Genomic DNA, 18498 nt, shown 5'->3' on the forward strand with positions numbered 1-18498 from the left:
CAATCAACCACTAAAGTTCAGGTTTACAAACTTTGTGCTATAACAAATCCGCTTGCCCAGGCCCATTGAAAATTATAGCCGCCAAGCCAGCCGGTTACATCCACACATTCGCCGCCATAATACAGGCCTGGCAGTTTTTTAACTTCAAGGGTTTTTGATGACAGTTCATCGGTTGATACACCGCCGCGCATCACCTCGGCTTTGTCGTAACCCTTATCCCCTGCCGGTTTCATCTTAAACTCATGGACCAGGCTGCTGATATTCTCTATATCTGTTTTACTTAATGATGCCAGGTTTTTATCTACCGGCAGTTTATCACTTAATGCTTCGGCAAATTTGCGGGTAAAAAGATTGGCCAAATAAGCCAGCAGCATTTTTTTACCATTTGTTTCACGTTCCTGCTGAATCAGTTCAGCTATATTTTGATTAGGCAGCAGATCGATATAAATAAATTCACCAGGCCGCCAATAGGATGAGATCTGCAATATGGCCGGGCCGCTTAGTCCCCAATGCGTAAACAGGATATTTTCTTCAAAGCTGACCCTATCGTTCCAAACGCGGCAAAAAATACTATTGCCGGATAATTGCTCATACCATGGCTGATCTTTCCCGGTTATTGTCAGCGGTACCAATGCCGGTGCCGTCTCATTAATTTTTAGGCTGAACTTTTTCGCTGCCCTCAACCCAAAATCAGTTGCGCCCATTTTCGGGATAGGTAATCCACCGGATGCGATCACTGCTTTTGGGACAGATAGGTTTTCGGTTCTTCCATTCCTTTCCACCGAAACAACAAAACCATTATCAACCTGTTCAATCCCTTTAACTTCTGCATCACACCAGATCTCCTGCCCCAGATCGGCACAAAGGGAAGTAAATACCTTAATGACATCCTTAGCATTGTTGCTTTCGGGAAAAAGCTGGCCCAAGGTCTTCTCCTTGCCGATAATTCCATAAGTCTCAAAAAAGCTGACAGTATCATCAACCGTCCATTGTGATAAAGTTGATTTACAAAAATGTTCATTATCAGAAATAAACTGCTGTGCAGACGCATACATGTTGGTATAATTACAGCGCCCGCCACCACTGATCAGGATCTTGGCGCCCACTTTATCGTTTTTCTCCAATACCAGTGTTCGCTTGCCTAAAAATCCGGCTTGCACGGCACACATTAAACCGCAGGCGCCGCCACCAATAATTATCGCGTCAAAGTCTGTTTGTTTTGTTAAATTTGCTGTCATGGCTGAAGTGTCGCAAATATCAGAATTTGGAAAGATACTTATCTTCCTAATTACAGGAATAATGATGGTATGCGTGGCTTTTTTCATAAACAAGCTTATTGCACCCCATAAACCCAATCCCGAAAAGCTAACTTCGTATGAATGCGGCGAGGAAACAACCGGTAATGCATGGCTGCCTTTCAACTCCCGTTTTTATGTGATAGCCCTGGTATTCCTGCTGTTTGATGTGGAGATGGTGTTTATTTTTCCCTGGGCAACAGTGTTTGGCAGTCATGAAATAAATAATTATGAGCCGCGCTGGGGCTGGCTGGCATTAACTGAAATGTTTATATTTTTAGGGATCTTGATCCTCGGCCTGGCATATGTTTGGGTAAAAGGCGACCTTGACTGGATAAAACCAAAGCCAATAATGCCAACAACTGATACTTTTATTCCAAAATCTCTTTATGAAAAACTGAACGCAGAACAAAGCGTTTATAAAGTGAAGGCGTTTTCGCTTATCAATGTTCCGCCTGTTCCACTTGAAACAGTGTTAACAGCGGAAACAACCGGAACAAATGAAACACCCGGAACAACTGGAACACCCGGAACACCACCAATAAGAAAACCCATGTTTAAACCAACTTTTAAAAAACCCGGCAATGAGCAGTGATTTAACAAGTGAAAGCGGCGGTGTGGTGATCACCAAAATGAACGATTTGCTCAACTGGGCAAGGTTGTCATCCTTATGGCCCTTAAGTTTTGGGATTGCCTGCTGTGCCATTGAATTTATGGGCGCCTTTGCCTCTACATATGATCTGGACCGTTATGGTGTGTTCCCCCGCCCGTCTGCCCGCCAGGCTGATGTTATTATTATTGCCGGCACGGTTACTTTTAAAATGGCGGAACGCATTAAACGCCTTTATGAGCAAATGCGCGAACCAAAATATGTCATCTCTATGGGCTCATGCTCCAACTGCGGTGGCCCTTACTGGCAGCATGGCTATCATGTGGTAAAAGGTGTTGACAGGGTGATCCCCGTTGATGTGTACGTGCAGGGCTGCCCGCCAAGGCCTGAGGCGCTAATTGGCGCTATACTGGAATTGCAGAAGAAGATTGAAGGGGAACAGTTATTAAAAGCATAATATTTTACTTAATTAAAATCAAAAAGCTATATTTAATCACGTCACCCTAAAACTAAATATGGAAGATCAATACCCTCCACTGATTGTTCGATTACAATCCATTTTCATTGACACAGTATTTGTTATTGTATGTATGATGATTATTTATTTGATATCAGACAATTTCCCTGGCACTCCTGACTGGCTAAGAACATTCCTTTTTCTGGGCATATTTATTTTTTACGAACCTATATGTTTAACTTTTGGGTGTACCATTGGCAACTATGCCAGGCAGATCCGTGTTAAAAAATTTGCAGACACAGGCAGCCGAATCAATTTCCCACATGCAATAATAAGATATTTAGTAAAGGTACTTTTAGGCTGGATCTCCTTTTCTTACTATACATAGTAATCCCTCAAAAAGGGCTTTACATGATTTAGCTTCAGGAAGCGTAATGATTAATTATTCTAAAAGAAATGATATTTAATATCCATCTGGTTAGATCCAATAATTTATTATGAAAATATTTTTTTTATTCTCCTTATTGATTTGCCTGTTTAAAAGTGGATTTTCCCAACCCACAAATCCAAAATTAAACTTCTTCCCCGCAGGCACAACTTTAATTGGTAACATCCCTTATGCCAACGATACCCTAAAAAAGCACCTGCTTGATATTTACCTGCCGCCTGTTAAAAAGGCAAATTACCCACTTATTGTCTGGATTCACGGCGGGGCATGGATGATGAATGATAAATATGCCGACATGGGCTACATGACCCAAACTTTGAAAGCTTTTGCAGATAGCGGTTATGCGGTTGCATCAATAAACTACCGGTACAGCACAACTGCAGTATTCCCGGCACAGATTAGGGACTGCAGCCAGGCTCTTGAATTTTTGTATGATAATGCAGCCAAATACAGTTTGGATAAAAACAGGATTGCAGTTATCGGCTTTTCTGCCGGAGGGCATTTGGCTTCGCTGTTAGCTTTATCAAACAATACTAATGTGAAAGCTTTTTATCCGGATGGCAAAAGGCCAAAATTTAAAATCAGGCTTTGTCTTGATTTTTATGGGCCATCGGATTTTACAACACTTAAGGGCAATGACAGCTCTGATCCTAAATCCCCTGTCACATTATTATTGGGTGCAACTGTAACCACCCGGCCCGATCTTGCCAAAGCAGCAAGCCCGGTAACTTATATTGATAAGAATGACCCGCCATTTCTAATAGTTCAGGGTGAAAAGGATGAATCGGTAAACCCGGTACAATCTCAATTATTAAGCACACGTTTAAATGAAGCCGGCGTTAAAAACGAACTGATAATTGTTAAAGACGCACCGCATTATGGTGTAATGTTTGATGCGGATTATATCCGTAAAAGCATCTTTTCGTTTTTGGATGCCTATATGAAATAACTACTGAATTAACATCAGCCAAATTTGTAAACAAAGCGGCTAATTTTATGAAAGCTTAGCATTGATGATGCGCACCAGCTAATGCCTCTCCGTTCAGAGGTGCAGTGAATAGATCTTAAAATTGTCGGGACAGGCTACGGATCACTATTTAGTAAAAAAGCCCGGTCTGTTTTGCAGTGCCGGGCTTCTATTAAGCTTATAATATTCTACTTATACATAAAAACACCGTTAACACCATGGATTATTCCATTTGAAGCCGGTGTGTCAAATGAAGTTACCTCAGCGGTATTGCCTTGTGCATCCTTTAGTTGTAATTTTTTATCTACAACTGCTATGATGATGGTTTGTCCATCAATAGTTTTTAATGTGGCAGATTTTGTGGCATTTGTTAACGCCTTAATAATTGCCGCTTTGTCATATTTGCCTACCACCACATGTGCTTTTACAAGTGTTGCAAGTTTAGCAGGGTCTTTCATTAAGCTGTCAAGCCTGGTTTTAGGGATAGCGCTAAATGCAGAATTACCTGGTGCAAACACAGTATAAGGACCAGGGCCTTGTAATGTAGCATCCAAATTTGCGGCCTTTATAGCTGCTGTTAATGTTGACAGATCAGCAACGTTTGCCACTGTAGCGTCCAGGTCTTTAACCGAATCTGCTTTTGCAGCCGGGCGTGTTGTTACAGGCGGCTGAGTTTGTGTTGGTGGCTGCGTTGGTGTTGGCTGCGTTGGCGTCGGCTGGGTCGGCGTCGGCTGCGTTGGTGTCGGCTGTGTCGGCGTCGGCTGAGTCGGCGTCGTTGGCGTTTGCGCAAATAAATTATTTGATAGTAGTCCTATTGATATTGCTGCGGCTACAATTAAAATTGATCTTTTCATGTTAAATTACTTTAATTAATATTATGGTTAGTTTCAGTTCTATAAGAGCCATTTAAAATTCATTTTTAGCGGCACTTCTATTAGTTCGCTATTTATAACCATTAATTACATAATATGGTTTTAAAGAAATAAAAAAAAGTTTATAAAAAATTAATAAACAACAAGTTAAAAGACGTTTTTTAGTTGCCGCTTATAAAAGGACGGTACGAATCAGGCGTTTTTCATAAATTTAACATCTTAATTAACGGTAAATTTTCAGCAATGGCAATTAAAAACACCGCCTGGCACAGCAACAGGATATTTCTAAACATTATTTTGACAGGATTATTAACCGGCACATTGGATGCAATAGCCGCCTTAGCCTGGAATTATAAAGCAAATGCCGGAATAATTTTTGAATTTATAGCAAGCGGCATATTCGGAAAAGCCGCCTACACCGGCGGAAGTACTATGGTTTTATTGGGAATATTATTTCATTACATTATAGCCTATGCCTTTACTATAGCATTTTACCTAACCTATCCGTTTTTTTATAAGATCTTCCGGAATAAATATTTAATCGGTTTTGAATATGGGATAATTTGCTGGTTTGTAATGAACATTATTGTTATACCGATCAGCAAGATAGGCTTAAAGCCATTTCACGTTGTGCCCACTATAATTGGGATAGTGATCTTAATAATTTGTATAGGATTACCAGTTGCGATTTTTGCGGACAGGAGGAGGAAAAGGATTTTTATCAGATAAGATGAGGCTGTATCAAAAGTAAAATCACTAGAAACGCAACAAAATTAAAATTTGGATAATAAAAACTCCGTGTTTCTCTGTGCCTTCTTTGTGCACTCCGTGGTTAAAAATAAACCGCAGAGTGCGCAAAGAGGACGCGAAGATCACAAAAACCAAATATTATTTTGAGTGCTTTTTAAATTTAAGACTTTTGATACAGCCTCATCTGCGTTATGACTTTAGACTAACGACTCAGGACTTATTACTGCCCCTGCGCCAGTGTGTAGCCTATCTTATCTCCAAATTTCATCAGGAACTCAACTGAACAAACTTTAGCATCTTCAGAAAAGTCGGCTGCTATGTGTAAAAGTTCTTTCTGGCTTACAATTGTACCCGGTTTCTTTTCAAAACGTACACGGTACTCGTTAACCAGTTCGGTATAAATTGATCCGGTAGGCCAAACCTGTGTTCCCCGGTTTGAGATCATTACCAGGTCGAAATTATCTGTAAGCCTTTTCTTAGCCAATTCAGCAAGTTCCGCTGGTTGTAATTCACCGGCTTCTACAAACACGTCAACCCCAACCATTTCTTCCTTGATGCCTTTGGTTACAGTAAGCTTATTTTTCAAAAGATACGGTTGCGTGGCTTTAAGCTGCATATTTGCCTGGCCAACAACGCCGCCGTCTGCCGGGATCTTCCCTAAATTAGCAATTACCGCATCGGCGAAACCGTTTGTACCAACAGCTGCAACAGATCTGTCACCGAAGTCGCCGGTATGCACACCTTGCTCTAACGTATAAAGCAAAGCATTTTCAATTGTAGCAGCATTTTCAGTAAAGCCCATATAACGCAGCATCAAAATACCCGAAAGCAGTAAGGCTGTGGGGTTAGCTATGCCTTTACCTGTAATATCAGGTGCGGTGCCGTGTACAGCTTCAAAAATGGAAATGTTATCGCCGATGTTGGCTGACGGTGCAAAACCTAAGCCGCCAACAAGGCCGGCGCAAAGGTCTGAAACAATATCACCCTGCAAATTTGTTAATACAATTGCCTGGAAATTTTGGGGTTGTGTAACCAGTTTCATGCAAAGGTCATCAACAATAATATCTGATGATTGAATTTCAGGGTACTCTTTTGCTATTTCCTGGAAGGTTTCTAAAAACAAGCCATCAGTTAATTTCATGATGTTTGCTTTATGGGCACAGGCCAATTTGGTGTAGCCCTTACGTTTTGCCATTTCAAAAGCATAACGGATAACCTGTGCTGAGCCCGGGCGGGTAATTATCCTGCGGCCGACAGCAACATCATAAGTTAAAAGATGTTCGATACCGCCATAGGTGTCTTCAATATTTTCTCGAATAATAGTTAAATTGATAGGAATCCCAGCTTTTGAAAAAACGGTTTCTACTCCTTTCAACGTTCTGAAATCCCTCTGATTGGCGTAAGTGTTCCAAACTTTACGGGCCGTAACATTTATACTTTTTACGCCTTTTCCTTTTGGTGTTTCCATAGGCCCCTTAAACAGGGTTCCCAGGCTTTCAATAGTTTCTTTAGCGGCTGGGGTCATCCCGGTTGAGTGACCCGCGTCAAAATATGATTTCCCCATTTCAACAAATTCATATTCAAGGGGAACATTGTTAGCTTCAAAAATGCGAAGAACGGCCTGCATTATTTCGGGGCCTATACCATCACCGTTGGCTACGGCTATTTTAGTTTTCATTTTAAAGAACTTTAAAGTAAAATACGGCGCAAATATAGGTGTTTGCAGGTTTATTTAATGAGCGGCTTAGTAATATACTGTATTTGTGACATTAAAATTGACCGGAATTAGACCATTGAATATTTTTTTGAGCACAAACATCCAATAGCCATGCAAAATACTGAAATTTGAAGAAATTTAAATTAGCTATGCTCAAAATAATTTTTATTAATCTTGTTAAAACTTTTATTTTCTCGCTGATTATTTCAATAGCCATATCCTGCATTTTTTATGCTGTAGTAATAAAAGGAAATGATTACAGCAAGGCAATCCCTGTAATTATATCGGCATTATTTTATCTCAATGGCATTTTATTAATAATGGCCGCCCCTGCTTTATTCCTGCCAAATCCAACTATCTGGAATAATCCTGCATGGAAGCTGTTTTTGTATTTTGCAGGCCCCTTAGCTTACATAATCACTAATTTCATAGCTCCAAAGCAAAGCCTTAATAACACCATATATATTATCGCAGGTATTGTGTTTTTTATTATTCATGCTATTTTTTATTATAAACTCACTAAAAAAGCAGGTACCCAATAACACTATTTAGGCTTTTTGAAAGATTTAGGCTAAACTTGCATCATTATAATGAAAGCATTTTACGGAGACCTTAAACTCGGAATTTTAGGCGGCGGCCAGCTGGGGCGCATGCTTATTCAGCAGGCTATTAATTACAATGTTACTGTAAAGGTACTCGATCCCGACAGGGAAGCGCCTTGTCGTAAACTATGCGACGAATTTGTAGTTGGCTCATTGGGCGACTACGAAACCGTTTACAACTTTGGAAAAAAAGTTGACCTGCTTACCATCGAAATTGAAAAAGTAAACGTTGATGCGCTGGAGCAGCTTGAAAAAGAAGGAGTTTTAGTTTACCCGCAGGCACGCATTATCAGGCTGATCCAGGATAAGGGCCTGCAAAAACAATTCTTTAAAGAGAATAATATCCCAACAGCCGAGTTCCAGGTAATATCGTCAGCACAACAATTAAAAGAAAGTCATATCCCTTTCCCCTATATTCAGAAATTAAGGCGGGACGGTTATGATGGCAGGGGTGTTTATAAAATTATTGATGAGTCGTATTTGGCAAAAGCTTTTACTGAACCCAGCCTTATTGAACGCTTGATTGATTTTGAAAAGGAAATAGGCATAATCGTCGCCCGTAACGAAAGCGGTGAAATAAAGACCTTTCCGCTGGTTGAGATGGAGTTTAATCCGGATGTTAACCTGGTTGAATTTTTGATCTCTCCATCAACCCTGCCATTTGAAGTACAGCAGGATGCAGCCCAAATAGCCATCAAGATAGCCCAGGATCTAAAAATTGTAGGCTTACTGGCTGTTGAAATGTTTTTAGATAAACATGGCAAAATATTGGTCAATGAACTTGCCCCAAGGCCGCATAACAGCGGGCACCAAAGTATAGAAGGAAACGTTGTTTCGCAGTTTGAGCAGCATTTAAGGGCCATATTTAATCAGCCGCTTGGCGATACTGCCTGCCTTAATAATGCCATAATGGTTAATGTTTTAGGCGAAGCCGGATACGAAGGCCCTGCAGTTTACCAGGGTATTGAAAAAGTATTAAAATGCCCGGGCGTATATGTACATTTATATGGCAAGGCATTAACCAAACCTTTCCGCAAAATGGGGCATGTTACCATTGTTGATGTTGACAGGGAAAAAGCGATTGAAAAGGCAAGGTTTGTGCAGGCAACATTGAGAGTGATAAGTTAAGTAGTTCATAGTTGATGGTTCATAGTTCATAGTAAGAATTTATAGCCGCAATTAGTGAATGAAGTTTTTAAAAAGATAGATTTATATCAGCAACACGCTGAGCAATTAGCAAATTTCGGCTATGAACCATGAACCATCAACTATAAACCAACCCAAAGTAGGTATAATAATGGGCAGTAAGTCTGACCTTAACATAATGCAGGATGCTGCGGATGTATTAAAAGAATTAGGGGTTGAATATGAAATTACCGTAGTATCAGCCCATCGCACACCCGACCGCATGTTTACCTATGCCCGTGAAGCCGCAGGGCGCGGATTAAAAGTAATTATAGCCGGTGCAGGCGGTGCCGCACATTTACCCGGCATGGTGGCTTCGTTAACCCATTTGCCTGTTATTGGCGTACCGGTAAAATCAAGCAACTCAATTGACGGCTGGGATTCTATCCTTTCCATATTGCAAATGCCAAATGGCATCCCGGTTGCAACTGTAGCGCTAAATGCTGCAAAAAATGCCGGCATCCTGGCGGCACAAATTATATCTACCGCTGATGAACAGGTTGTTAAAAATCTGGTTGCTTTTAAAGAGGAGTTGAAGAAGAAAGTTGAAGAATCAGCGAAGGAAATGGAAAAATAGAGATTAGAGACCAGAGATTAGTTGAATTTTGTATATAAACGATGATCTGCCATGGATTTTTTCCTAATCTCTAGTCTCCAATCTCTATTCCCAACCAATCCCTGGTCTCTAACCTCTGATCTCTATAACTAATTCAACGCCGGGTCTTCAGGAAAATTAGCAATGTGAGCATATCGCTGCCCTAATCCTATTACCACCTCACGCCACAAGGTTTCTTCATTTTGTGAAAACATGGTATCAATATTTAATTGCTTAGCAACAATCCAGCTGTCTTCTTTGATCTCATCATCCAGTTGTTTGGGGATCCAACCGGAATACCCGGTAAAAAACCTTATTTCACCGGCATTTAACTGGTAGCTTGTGATTAGTTCTCTAACCGCTTCAAAATCCCCACCCCAAAATACACCATCGGCTATTTCAATGCCATCAGCAATTTTCTCAGGACAGCGGTGAATAAAATGAAGCGTGTTACCGGCTACCGGGCCGCCAATAAAAACGGGAATCTCAGAATATGACAAATCGGGCAAAATATCACCCAGTAAAAATTCGCTTGCATGGTTCAGAATAAACCCCATAGCGCCTCCTTCAGAATATTCTGTCAATAAAATTACCGCCCTTTTAAAATTCGGATCTACCATAAATGGCTCCGATATTAATAAGCGTCCTGCTGCTGCCGAAATAGAACTTAGCATAAGGGTTTAATTTTGGTTTAATATAACAAGTATTGCAAAAATAAGTCTAGTTTTTGAAAAAAGAGCCAAAAATCAATCCCGAACAAATGAAATATAAAAAATTAAACTTATTAACGATAAATTCACAAAGAAAGTTCTCTCTCTTGATATTTTATTTTTAATATTTCTTTACTCCTGGTTCCTGGTTCTCCTACTCTTGGTTCTATTTATTAATTTGTAAGTTTGCAGGGATGAATCAGGATAAATTAGAAAGCATAAGAGAGGATTACACAGCATCCTCATTATTAGAAAGCAACACCAAAGCCGACCCGATAAAACAATTCGAGATTTGGTTTAATGAAGCACAGGAAGCGGCTGTTCCTGAACTTAATGCTATGAACCTTGCAACTGCAACACATGACGGAAGGCCATCGGCAAGAATTGTTTTGCTTAAAGGCGTTTATAATGATGGTTTTGTTTTTTACACCAATTACCTGAGCCGTAAAGGTAAAGAGATCACCAAAAATCCGGTATGCGCACTTACCTTTTTTTGGCCGTCAATGGAAAGACAGGTACGTATTGAAGGCACTCTGGAGAAATTAAGTAAAGAGCAATCTGAAAAGTATTTCCAATCGCGCCCTAAAAACAGCCAGATTGGCGCTGTGGTATCTCCGCAAAGCCAGGAGATTGAAAGCCGCGATGTTTTAGAAAAAAAATGGGATGAGTTAGCTATCGAATACACCGATAAGGAAGTGCCTAAACCATCGTTTTGGGGTGGCTACATTGTAAAGCCCCGTATGATTGAATTTTGGCAAGGTAGAACTAGCAGGTTGCATGACCGGATAGCTTACAAAAAGATAGACAATAAAAACTGGAAAAAAGTACGGTTAGCGCCATGAGTTTTGAAGAGATTAAATTATTACTCACTGAAAAATTTGGACCTGGTGTAATTATCGGCGAAGAAACAGGTGGCCTGCAACCCGCTTTGCTTATTGCCCCGGCTAGCATTGCCGAAGTTTGTCTTGAGTTGCGTAATAATTCAAATACTTATTTTGATTTTTTGAGCAGCCTTACAGGTGTTGATTATGGCGTTGAAGCTAAATGCTTTGGCGTAGTTTATCACTTGGCATCTATCCCCTATCAAACACAACTTACATTAAAGGTAAGCGCAGACAATGATCGCGATCTTAACGATCTCCCGGCTTTCCCCAGCATAACATCTGTTTACCGCACCGCCGACTGGCACGAACGCGAAGCTTATGACCTTGTTGGAATATTTTTTGAAGGCCACCCTGACCTTCGCCGTATTTTATTACCTGATGACTGGGAGGGTTTCCCATTACGTAAAGACTATAAAACAGCGGAGTATTATAAGGGGATAAAGATAGATTAGTTTTTTTAAGAGATTAGAGACCAGAGGTTAGAGATTAGTTACGCTTTGTAAAATTTCCCCTAATCTCTGGTCTCTAACCTCTGATCTCCATTCCCAACTAACCTCTGATCTCCAGCCTCTAATCACTAACTATAACCTTTTAAATATCAATACCGTACAAGCCTGTACAACTTTTGTAACAATCAACTAAAAACCAATTTTTGTACTATGGATATTATAAGAAGAGATAACATTTCTTATGAAGAGTTTATGGAAGAGCATTATAAACCAGGCATTCCGCTGGTTTTTACTAATGCGTCAAAAGTTTGGAAAGCAAACGGACTTTTTAGCCCGGATTGGTTTAGAGAAAATTATCCCGAGCGGGAAACCGATTGCAGGGGAACAACCTACAAAATGAAAGATATAATGGATATGGTTGAAACCAGCACGGCAGAAAAGCCTGCTCCCTATCCTATTATATTTAATATCCCGGAAACTTTACCCGAAATAATGCCATTGATTGACCCGCTCGATCTGCATTATGCTTCACCGAACTGGCTTAAAAACCCTATGTTCAGGGTTGGCAAATGGGGTGGCGCCACCGAACTATTTATTGGAGGAGCTGGCGGCAAGTTTCCATATTTACATATTGATTATTATCACCTGAATGCCTGGATAACCCAGTTATATGGCGAAAAACGGTTTACTGTATTTCCGCGCGGCCAGGATGATATGCTTTATCCCCGCCCTGGCGATCCATGGCGCTCAGAATTAAATATTTTTGAACCTGATTTTGAAAAATTCCCAAAATATAAAGATGCAACACCTATCCATTTTACGGTAGGCCCGGGCGAAACATTATTTATTCCATTTGGAACATGGCATAGCGCGTATTCTTTAACACCAACCATTTCTGTAGCTTTTGATACATTGAACAGCAAAAATCATAAAGAATTTATGAAAGATGTATGGACTTTCAAAAGCCGGCAGAGCAAAGTTAAGGCCGTTGCTATGTATAGCTATGCATGGCTGGCTACCCAAAGCAGCAAACTTAAAGAGAGTTTTGCCTAAAGAGAATATAGTTTGATTTCGGAAGTTCCATTTCGGGATTAGTAATTATAATTTATCAGTTCGCCCGTAGATTAGTAACTACGGGCGTTTTTTATTTATGTACGACTCATCCGGTAGAATTTCCTAAATTTGAAATCGAAATTAAGACAATTCAAAATCCGAATTCGAACATCTGACATCCGAAATAAAAAATTGGCTACACATCCCAAATACGATACCGCTTTAAACAATTACTATCAAAAGATAGCTGATGCAGCTACCGAAGACATGGTGCTGAATATGGGGCCGCAGCATCCATCAACCCATGGCGTTTTGCGGCTGGAACTGATAACTGATGGCGAAATAGTTAAAGAAGTAATCCCGCACATCGGATATTTGCATCGCTGCTTTGAAAAACATGCAGAATCATTAACCTACCAGCAAACCATCCCTTTTACCGACCGAATGGATTACCTGGCATCAATGAACAACAGCCACGCTTTTGTTATGGGTGTTGAGCGGATGATGGGCATTGATAAAGAAATTCCAAAACGTATTGAATACATCAGGGTGCTGGTGTGCGAGTTAAACCGCATAGCATCGCATCTTATTGCCATTGGAACCTATGGCATTGATATTGGCGCCTTTACCCCTTTTTTATGGTGCTTCAGAGACCGGGAGCATATTATGGGCATGCTGGAATGGGCATCGGGCTCGCGAATGCTGTACAACTATATTTGGGTTGGCGGTTTATTTTATGATCTGCCGGTGGGTTTTGAAGAACGCTGCAGCGAGTTTGTAACCTATTTTAAACCCAAAATGGTTGAGCTTAACCAGCTTTTAACAGATAACCAGGTATTTATTAGCCGCACAGCAAATGTTGGTGTTTTACCGCTTGATGTAGCCATTAATTACGGTTGCTCTGGCCCCATGCTGCGCGGATCGGGCCTCAAATGGGATTTGAGGCGTATTGATAATTATTCTGTTTACCCTGAACTTGAGTTTGATGTACCGGTAGGTAAAGGCGAAATGGGTACCGTTGGCGACTGTTGGGACCGCTACAAGGTGCGCGTTGATGAGATCGAACAATCCCTCAAAATGATAGAGCAATGCCTTAGCCGCCTTCAAAACGAATTAAAACGCACGCCTGATTTTGATCCGCGCTCAAAAATGCCGCGTAAAATTACTCCAAAAGCACAGGATTATTATGTAAGGTGCGAAGGGGCAAAAGGCGAACTTGGTTTTTATTTTATGGCCGATGGCAGATCTGAGATCCCAACACGTGTAAAAGCCCGTGCACCCAGCTTTAGTAACCTGTCTGTACTGCCCGAAATAGCCAAAGGAGTAATGATTGCCGACATGATTGCTATAGTTGGCTCTATTGATTTTGTGCTGGGCGAGGTGGATAGATAAATGTGCGGATGCGGAATGTGTAGATGTGCGAATGAAAAGGTCTTTAAAGTCTCCCCCTACCTGGGATTTAGAAGGGGCTTAAAAAACATGGCGCTATGAATAAATCACAGCGCCATGAACTATATAAATAGTTTTTTGGGATCTTTATTGATTATAAACTCTCACCATAAAAACATAGTTCCCCAGTTTCTTGATCTGCTGCGGACGGGTTAACCCGGCTAAAATATTTTTATTATTAACATTTAAAGTACCATTTAATGAGTCGGCAGGAATATCTTTTATTGCTTTTAATAAGTATCCTGATTTTATTGCAAAAGCCGTACCTTCCATATGTGTTTGCTTCGCATCAATAATACCAATTAAATTACCCTTATTATCTAATAATGGGCCACCGCTATTTCCCGGGTTTACAGGTATTGAAATTTGGTAAGCAGTAGTATCGCCTTGATAACCAGTACTTGCAGTTAAAAACCCGGGACCCAAAACAATAGCATCACGCGGATAACCAATTGTGAAAACATTTTCACCAATGTCGGTTTCTGCTTTCTTAACACTATAAGGTATGGCGCCCAAACCCTTAAATGAAGGATCATTGATTACTAAAATAGCAATATCAGTTTGGGGTTCAGCGTATACCAGCTTAGCCCTGAATGATTTGCCGTCTATATTTTGCACATGCAAGGAATCAGCATCTTTAATAACATGAAAATTGGTAACTATGTAGCCGTTTGATGATAAAGCAAAGCCTGTTCCCCTGAAATTACCGGGATTATCATTAACCTTACCATGGGTATTAAGATTATTAATCTTATTATCCAGTTTATCAGTCACCTTTTTTATGTTCGCTACTTCGCCTCTCAATTTTAAATAATTTGTTTCGCGGTTATTTAAATAACCTGTAAAAAACAAAGTACATAAAACAGCAAATATAGCTATTGATGCAGCTACAGATATTTTTGAATGATGGTTGCGCCACATGCTCACTATCCATGACGGATGGATCATCAGCTCATCTTCTAAAGCATGCACATCAATCTCATCATGTATGGCATCCAGGCGTTTCTCAAGCTCCAATCGTTCGCCGTACTGCTTTATCAGGTTGGTGAAATGTTTGTGCTCGGCTACTTTAGTGTTAACAGAGGTATCCTCGTTCCGAAGTGCTTCGAAACGTGCACGCTCATCCTTGGTCATCTCCCCATTAAGATACCGCTCAATTGTTTCGGTCAACTGGTTATTCTCGCTCATCTCTTTTCTCTCCTTATTTTTGCTGAAAAAACAATTTCTTCAGCCTTTGCAGGCATTTATACTTTTGGGTTTTGGCATTATCTGCATTGGTATACCCAAAGTTTTCGCAGATCTCCTGCATCGATCTGTTATTTATATAAAAATCTTCTATAATAGTTTTACAAGGTTCACCTAATGACTGAAGTGCGTTCCCCATTTTATTAAACTGGATATCCCGCTCATTATTCTTTTCAGTTTCATCATCAACAGACAAATACTCCTGGAAGTCTTTAATATCGCCCCCATACCTATTCATTTGTGTAAGCCTTTTAAGCCAAAGCCGCCTGCAAATTGAATAAATGTAGGTTTTAAGCTTACTGCTCAACTCAAAGTCACCGGTTTTAACTTTATTATAAAGAACAATTATGGCTTCCTGGTAAATGTCTTTAGCATCATCACTATTGCCATTGTTATTAATAACCAATTGTAATATCATCGGAAAATAGGCGATATACAGCCGCTTTAACACATTTTCCGAATTATTAAGAATACCAAGAATAACTTCACTATCTGTAGGTATTCCGTTGTTTAACTCTTTACTCACTACTTAATACTATTTATGCGAAATTGTAACCCATTATTGATAAAAAAAAATTAAAACTAAAATAAATCCACTTTTCATTTGATTGAAGGATTAGTTGATTGAGTTAGACTAAGTTAGCTTAGGTCGAATAAGTTTTCCCAATTACTCTTTCAGCCTGCTGCAATTTCATAAATCTATCGTTAAAGTCTTATACGTTAAATAGCTATTTGCAAAACATATCAGGCCCAACCAAATCTAACATATTCAACTTTATCAACCTAATCCAACTCAATCAACCGGTTTAAAGGTTGATAGCTCTTTTTATCTTGAAATATCTACTATAACCATAGATTTTATATTTTTTTTAAAATTGGTGGGTTACCTTTTTCAACTTCAGGTATTAATGCTACAAACACTCACATTTAAATTATAAAAAATGAAAAATTCATTCAAATTAGGTTTCGTAGCTTTAGTAATTGCTGTTTCTGCTGCTGCTTGTGGCGGTAAAAGCACTAGCGGTTCTTCTGATACAACTGTAAAAGTTGATTCAACTGTTAAGAAAGATTCAGTAGTTAAAGTTGACAGTACTGCTGTTAAAGCTGACACAACTAAGAAAGATACAACCAAGAAATAGTTTCTCCAGGTTTTTCTGTTAATTTTTTAGTTTTTACACTTTCAAAAGGTAATCTCTGGTTTTTTTTTAAATCATGGGTTACCTTTTGCTTTTTCAGGTATTAAGGTAAACTATTTAATCACTTAAAAAGAAAATTAACATGAAAAATTCATTCAAAATGGGCGCTTTAGCCTTAGTTATCGCAGTTTCTTTCGCTGCTTGTAAAGGTAAATCTGATTCAGCTGCTGCTGATTCAGCTAAAATGGACTCAGCTAAAATGGATTCAGCTAAAATGACTGATACATCTAAGAAAACAGTTGATACAGCTGCTAAAAAAGACACCACTAAAAAAGACACTACTAAAAAAATGTAATTTCATTTTTAGTAAAAGCAAAAACGCCTGGTTAGCAATAGCCAGGCGTTTTTGTTTTATTCATTTTTCTTGTATCCATTTTGAAGCTGTTATATCTGCTTTAAAATATTTCGGGCTTATTCAAATAGATAATTAATTTTACCGGCAACAAAAAAGCAAATGAATAAACCTTTAATTTCTATAAATAAAGCAACTGTTCGATTTTCAAATAACACACTTTTTAGTGGGTTAAGTTTTTCCGTTAGCAAAGGAAAAAGCTGGGCGCTGATAGGAAAAAGCGGATCGGGCAAAAGCGCTCTGCTGCATACCATCGCCGGCAGATTTAATGTAACCGGCGGGGATATTACTTACCATTTTTTTGATGAATTTATTCAGCATACCGGAAATGCGGATGGCCACCTCACTTATCACAAACTGATAGCCCTGGTTGAGCCGAAACACCATTTTAAAAACCTTTCAAACACATCCGATTTTTATTACCAGCAGCGCTATAATTCATCAGACTCTGAAGATGCACTAACTGTTGAGCAATACCTACAGACCATAGTACCTGCATCCCGGCAAAATAATTATTGGAATTTTGAAAAAACGGCCAGTTTATTAAAGCTTAATGAATTATTAAGCAAACAGATCATTAAACTTTCAAACGGCGAAACCAAGCGGCTGATGCTTGCTGCTGCTTTATTGAAATCGCCTGTTTTATTATTGCTGGATAGTCCGCTTACCGGCCTTGATGTTCAAACCCGCAAGGAATTTAATTTGATAATTGACGAGATCATAAATTCGGGCATAACGGTAATAATGGCCACATCGCCGTATGAAATTCCGGAAGCTATAAGTAACGTTGCCATTTTACAGGATGGGATCATAAGTAAAAACCTCACTAAAGATGAGTTTAAACCTGCTTTGTTTACTCAGGATGATAATGATATTATTGACAACGAAGAACTTAAAGCATTATTAAACCCCGAAACAGCTAAAACAGCTTATAAGCACATTGTTAAAATGAATAATGTATTTATAAAGTATGGCGATAAAGTTATTTTAAACCAAATTAACTGGCAGATAGTTCCGGGTGAAAGATGGGCGCTGCTTGGGCCAAACGGGGCCGGTAAATCAACTCTGCTCAGTTTAGTAAACGCCGATAACCCGCAGGCCTATGCCAATGATATTATTTTGTTTGATAAAAAACGAGGCACAGGCGAAAGCATCTGGGATATAAAAAGCAAAATTGGCTTTGTATCGCCAGAGCTGCACCAGTATTTCCCTACCGATAACAGCTGTTTGCAGGTTATAGAATCCGGGTATTATGATACCCTTGGTCTATTCCGTCCATCACAAAAAACAAAAGCCGAAACCGCCTTGCGCTGGATGAAGGCGCTGGAGATAGACAAATATGCCCGTGTGCTTTTAAAAAACATCCCGGCGAGCGCACAACGCCTGTGCCTGTTGGCCCGCGCCCTTATAAAAAACCCTGACCTCCTTATTTTTGATGAACCCTGCCAGGGCCTTGATGAACATCAGCAGCATCACTTTAAAACGTTAGTTGATACTATTTGCAGGCTCAGTAATGTTACACTAATTTACGTAACCCATTACCAGCATGAAATTCCGGATAGTGTGACGAAGGTTTTGAAGCTGGATAAGGGGATGAGAACGAATTTATACGAATTTCACAAATCTAATTGGTTAAACCCGCGCTTTTAATTCGTCAACTCC

21 protein-coding genes are annotated in these 18498 nt (G+C 39.7%); 15 read left to right on the forward strand and 6 right to left on the reverse strand.

The window, feature by feature from the left end; all coding sequences use genetic code 11:
• Positions 1-23 precede the first annotated feature (23 nt).
• A complete protein-coding gene (locus JWQ54_RS27545) occupies positions 24-1238 on the reverse strand; it encodes an NAD(P)/FAD-dependent oxidoreductase (protein ID WP_299591104.1) in 1215 nt (404 codons plus the stop codon).
• Here JWQ54_RS27545 and JWQ54_RS27550 point away from each other — a divergent pair.
• The 4 genes from JWQ54_RS27550 to JWQ54_RS27560 all read left to right on the forward strand — a co-directional run bounded on the left by JWQ54_RS27550 (position 1237) and on the right by JWQ54_RS27560 (position 3759).
• Positions 1237-1890 (forward strand): NADH-quinone oxidoreductase subunit A, encoded by a 654-nt coding sequence (locus JWQ54_RS27550; RefSeq protein ID WP_299591105.1) that lies wholly within the window; start codon positions 1237-1239, stop codon positions 1888-1890. The two genes, JWQ54_RS27545 and JWQ54_RS27550, sit on opposite strands and share 2 nt — an antisense overlap.
• The gene (locus JWQ54_RS27555) at positions 1880-2362 is read left to right on the forward strand and encodes an NADH-quinone oxidoreductase subunit B (protein WP_299591106.1); all 483 of its coding nucleotides are present in this window, start codon (positions 1880-1882) and stop codon (positions 2360-2362) included. Before JWQ54_RS27550 ends, JWQ54_RS27555 begins: the two co-directional genes overlap by 11 nt.
• Before the next feature lie 58 nt (positions 2363-2420).
• On the forward strand, positions 2421-2750 hold the full coding sequence (locus tag JWQ54_RS29275; RefSeq protein WP_367187148.1) for an RDD family protein: 330 nt from the start codon (positions 2421-2423) through the stop codon (positions 2748-2750).
• Positions 2751-2859: 109 nt separating this feature from the next.
• Entirely contained in the window at positions 2860-3759 is a 900-nt protein-coding gene (locus JWQ54_RS27560) for an alpha/beta hydrolase (protein ID WP_299591107.1), read from the forward strand.
• Between the two features lie 206 nt (positions 3760-3965).
• Here the strand turns inward: JWQ54_RS27560 and JWQ54_RS27565 are convergent, their stop codons facing one another.
• Positions 3966-4631, reverse strand: coding sequence for a fasciclin domain-containing protein (locus tag JWQ54_RS27565; RefSeq protein WP_299591108.1), 666 nt, complete (start codon positions 4629-4631; stop codon positions 3966-3968).
• A 261-nt stretch (positions 4632-4892) separates the two neighbouring features.
• Here JWQ54_RS27565 and JWQ54_RS27570 point away from each other — a divergent pair, with 261 nt between their 5' ends.
• Positions 4893-5378, forward strand: coding sequence for a hypothetical protein (locus JWQ54_RS27570; RefSeq protein ID WP_299591109.1), 486 nt, complete (start codon positions 4893-4895; stop codon positions 5376-5378).
• A gap of 241 nt (positions 5379-5619) precedes the next feature.
• On the opposite strand, the gene JWQ54_RS27575 is transcribed toward JWQ54_RS27570, so the two are convergent.
• Positions 5620-7077 (reverse strand): NADP-dependent isocitrate dehydrogenase, encoded by a 1458-nt coding sequence (locus tag JWQ54_RS27575; RefSeq protein ID WP_299591110.1) that lies wholly within the window; start codon positions 7075-7077, stop codon positions 5620-5622.
• A gap of 188 nt (positions 7078-7265) precedes the next feature.
• Here JWQ54_RS27575 and JWQ54_RS27580 point away from each other — a divergent pair, with 188 nt between their 5' ends.
• From JWQ54_RS27580 to purE, 3 genes are all read left to right on the forward strand, one after another.
• On the forward strand, positions 7266-7658 hold the full coding sequence (locus JWQ54_RS27580) for a hypothetical protein (protein WP_299591111.1): 393 nt from the start codon (positions 7266-7268) through the stop codon (positions 7656-7658).
• 48 nt (positions 7659-7706) lie between these two features.
• Positions 7707-8846 carry a 5-(carboxyamino)imidazole ribonucleotide synthase gene (locus JWQ54_RS27585; protein WP_299591112.1) on the forward strand — a complete coding sequence of 380 codons (1140 nt, stop codon included), beginning with the start codon at positions 7707-7709 and terminating at the stop codon, positions 8844-8846.
• A 121-nt stretch (positions 8847-8967) separates the two neighbouring features.
• Positions 8968-9480 carry a 5-(carboxyamino)imidazole ribonucleotide mutase gene (gene purE, locus JWQ54_RS27590; protein WP_299591113.1) on the forward strand — a complete coding sequence of 171 codons (513 nt, stop codon included), beginning with the start codon at positions 8968-8970 and terminating at the stop codon, positions 9478-9480.
• Positions 9481-9608: 128 nt separating this feature from the next.
• Here the strand turns inward: purE and JWQ54_RS27595 are convergent, their stop codons facing one another.
• Positions 9609-10172, reverse strand: coding sequence for a YqgE/AlgH family protein (locus JWQ54_RS27595; RefSeq protein ID WP_299591114.1), 564 nt, complete (start codon positions 10170-10172; stop codon positions 9609-9611).
• Between the two features lie 230 nt (positions 10173-10402).
• On the opposite strand from JWQ54_RS27595, the gene pdxH reads away from it, so the two are divergent.
• The 4 genes from pdxH to JWQ54_RS27615 all read left to right on the forward strand — a co-directional run bounded on the left by pdxH (position 10403) and on the right by JWQ54_RS27615 (position 13986).
• Complete coding sequence (pdxH, locus tag JWQ54_RS27600) at positions 10403-11050, forward strand: pyridoxamine 5'-phosphate oxidase (protein ID WP_299591115.1); 648 nt, start codon at positions 10403-10405, stop codon at positions 11048-11050.
• Positions 11047-11544, forward strand: a complete 498-nt coding sequence (locus JWQ54_RS27605; RefSeq protein WP_299591116.1) for an NADH-quinone oxidoreductase subunit C — start codon at positions 11047-11049, stop codon at positions 11542-11544. Before pdxH ends, JWQ54_RS27605 begins: the two co-directional genes overlap by 4 nt.
• A 207-nt stretch (positions 11545-11751) precedes the next feature.
• On the forward strand, positions 11752-12594 hold the full coding sequence (locus JWQ54_RS27610; RefSeq protein ID WP_299591117.1) for a cupin-like domain-containing protein: 843 nt from the start codon (positions 11752-11754) through the stop codon (positions 12592-12594).
• A gap of 267 nt (positions 12595-12861) precedes the next feature.
• On the forward strand, positions 12862-13986 hold the full coding sequence (locus JWQ54_RS27615; RefSeq protein WP_299591198.1) for an NADH-quinone oxidoreductase subunit D: 1125 nt from the start codon (positions 12862-12864) through the stop codon (positions 13984-13986).
• 144 nt (positions 13987-14130) lie between these two features.
• On the opposite strand, the gene JWQ54_RS27620 is transcribed toward JWQ54_RS27615, so the two are convergent.
• Both JWQ54_RS27620 and JWQ54_RS27625 read right to left on the reverse strand, forming a co-directional pair.
• Positions 14131-15231, reverse strand: a complete 1101-nt coding sequence (locus tag JWQ54_RS27620) for a serine protease (protein WP_299591118.1) — start codon at positions 15229-15231, stop codon at positions 14131-14133.
• A 13-nt stretch (positions 15232-15244) separates the two neighbouring features.
• Entirely contained in the window at positions 15245-15814 is a 570-nt protein-coding gene (locus tag JWQ54_RS27625; RefSeq protein WP_299591119.1) for a sigma-70 family RNA polymerase sigma factor, read from the reverse strand.
• Between the two features lie 415 nt (positions 15815-16229).
• Between JWQ54_RS27625 and JWQ54_RS27630 the strand changes: the two genes are divergently transcribed.
• From JWQ54_RS27630 to JWQ54_RS27640, 3 genes are all read left to right on the forward strand, one after another.
• Positions 16230-16427, forward strand: a complete 198-nt coding sequence (locus JWQ54_RS27630) for a hypothetical protein (RefSeq protein WP_299591120.1) — start codon at positions 16230-16232, stop codon at positions 16425-16427.
• A gap of 139 nt (positions 16428-16566) precedes the next feature.
• Positions 16567-16779 carry a hypothetical protein gene (locus tag JWQ54_RS27635; RefSeq protein ID WP_299591121.1) on the forward strand — a complete coding sequence of 71 codons (213 nt, stop codon included), beginning with the start codon at positions 16567-16569 and terminating at the stop codon, positions 16777-16779.
• A 159-nt stretch (positions 16780-16938) separates the two neighbouring features.
• On the forward strand, positions 16939-18486 hold the full coding sequence (locus JWQ54_RS27640) for an ATP-binding cassette domain-containing protein (protein ID WP_299591122.1): 1548 nt from the start codon (positions 16939-16941) through the stop codon (positions 18484-18486).
• Positions 18487-18498 lie beyond the last annotated feature (12 nt).

Origin of the sequence: Mucilaginibacter sp., assembly GCF_028288225.1 — a bacterium.
In the GTDB taxonomy this organism is placed as follows: domain Bacteria; phylum Bacteroidota; class Bacteroidia; order Sphingobacteriales; family Sphingobacteriaceae; genus Mucilaginibacter.

Excerpts from the sequence above, each read along its gene's own strand:
- JWQ54_RS27550 (WP_299591105.1), top strand. The coding sequence starts at position 1,237 with ATGGCTGAAGTGTCGCAAATATCAGAATTTGGAAAGATACTTATCTTC.
- JWQ54_RS27545 (WP_299591104.1), bottom strand. The coding sequence starts at position 1,238 with ATGACAGCAAATTTAACAAAACAAACAGACTTTGACGCGATAATTATT.
- JWQ54_RS27555 (WP_299591106.1), top strand. The coding sequence starts at position 1,880 with ATGAGCAGTGATTTAACAAGTGAAAGCGGCGGTGTGGTGATCACCAAA.
- JWQ54_RS29275 (WP_367187148.1), top strand. The coding sequence starts at position 2,421 with ATGGAAGATCAATACCCTCCACTGATTGTTCGATTACAATCCATTTTC.
- JWQ54_RS27560 (WP_299591107.1), top strand. The coding sequence starts at position 2,860 with ATGAAAATATTTTTTTTATTCTCCTTATTGATTTGCCTGTTTAAAAGT.
- JWQ54_RS27565 (WP_299591108.1), bottom strand. The coding sequence starts at position 4,631 with ATGAAAAGATCAATTTTAATTGTAGCCGCAGCAATATCAATAGGACTA.
- JWQ54_RS27570 (WP_299591109.1), top strand. The coding sequence starts at position 4,893 with ATGGCAATTAAAAACACCGCCTGGCACAGCAACAGGATATTTCTAAAC.
- JWQ54_RS27575 (WP_299591110.1), bottom strand. The coding sequence starts at position 7,077 with ATGAAAACTAAAATAGCCGTAGCCAACGGTGATGGTATAGGCCCCGAA.
- JWQ54_RS27580 (WP_299591111.1), top strand. The coding sequence starts at position 7,266 with ATGCTCAAAATAATTTTTATTAATCTTGTTAAAACTTTTATTTTCTCG.
- JWQ54_RS27585 (WP_299591112.1), top strand. The coding sequence starts at position 7,707 with ATGAAAGCATTTTACGGAGACCTTAAACTCGGAATTTTAGGCGGCGGC.
- purE (WP_299591113.1), top strand. The coding sequence starts at position 8,968 with ATGAACCATGAACCATCAACTATAAACCAACCCAAAGTAGGTATAATA.
- JWQ54_RS27595 (WP_299591114.1), bottom strand. The coding sequence starts at position 10,172 with ATGCTAAGTTCTATTTCGGCAGCAGCAGGACGCTTATTAATATCGGAG.
- pdxH (WP_299591115.1), top strand. The coding sequence starts at position 10,403 with ATGAATCAGGATAAATTAGAAAGCATAAGAGAGGATTACACAGCATCC.
- JWQ54_RS27605 (WP_299591116.1), top strand. The coding sequence starts at position 11,047 with ATGAGTTTTGAAGAGATTAAATTATTACTCACTGAAAAATTTGGACCT.
- JWQ54_RS27610 (WP_299591117.1), top strand. The coding sequence starts at position 11,752 with ATGGATATTATAAGAAGAGATAACATTTCTTATGAAGAGTTTATGGAA.
- JWQ54_RS27615 (WP_299591198.1), top strand. The coding sequence starts at position 12,862 with ATGGTGCTGAATATGGGGCCGCAGCATCCATCAACCCATGGCGTTTTG.
- JWQ54_RS27620 (WP_299591118.1), bottom strand. The coding sequence starts at position 15,231 with ATGAGCGAGAATAACCAGTTGACCGAAACAATTGAGCGGTATCTTAAT.
- JWQ54_RS27630 (WP_299591120.1), top strand. The coding sequence starts at position 16,230 with ATGAAAAATTCATTCAAATTAGGTTTCGTAGCTTTAGTAATTGCTGTT.
- JWQ54_RS27635 (WP_299591121.1), top strand. The coding sequence starts at position 16,567 with ATGAAAAATTCATTCAAAATGGGCGCTTTAGCCTTAGTTATCGCAGTT.
- JWQ54_RS27640 (WP_299591122.1), top strand. The coding sequence starts at position 16,939 with ATGAATAAACCTTTAATTTCTATAAATAAAGCAACTGTTCGATTTTCA.